The sequence below is a fragment of the Pseudomonas sp. EL_65y_Pfl1_R83 genome (assembly GCF_963970695.1).
In the GTDB taxonomy this organism is placed as follows: domain Bacteria; phylum Pseudomonadota; class Gammaproteobacteria; order Pseudomonadales; family Pseudomonadaceae; genus Aquipseudomonas; species Aquipseudomonas tritici.
On record NZ_CAXAQI010000491.1, the window covers coordinates 1 to 434 of the forward strand.

1 protein-coding gene is annotated in these 434 nt (G+C 65.4%); it reads left to right on the plus strand.

Annotated features, from left to right (window positions below):
* On the plus strand, positions 1-434 hold a 434-nt coding region (locus AACY08_RS29990; protein WP_339472715.1), incomplete at both ends, for a hypothetical protein.

The following is a 434-nucleotide window of genomic DNA, read 5'->3' on the forward strand; positions in this document are numbered from 1 at the left end:
GCTTGGGCGACGATGGTGCCCGAGCAGGTGGTTGTCGGGACGTTCGTGGGCTGCGGAAAGGCCGATCTCTTGCCACGGGCACTGCGCTCGATTGGCTGCCCCCAGTGCTGGCGCGATTGGTTGGCAGCCGGCGAGCCGTGGCGGATCGAGCGGCGCTGGATCTTGCGCGTCGCCACCTGCTGCCAAACCCATGCGTTGTTGCTGACCGATCTGCGCGGGATCATGGGCCTGGGACGCGTCAGCGCCGCGCGGAGATTGCTCGAGGAAAGGGTCGAGCGGACCCGCGCGGACATGGCGCGGTTTACTTTCGTCAAAACGCGTCTGGCCTGGAGTTGGATCATTTCGCGCGAACATGTTCGCGGCGCTTCCGACCGTAACCAGGGGGTTTCGCCGCGTTATCGGGCGACGCTGGTTCGCAACCGCTTCCATTATGC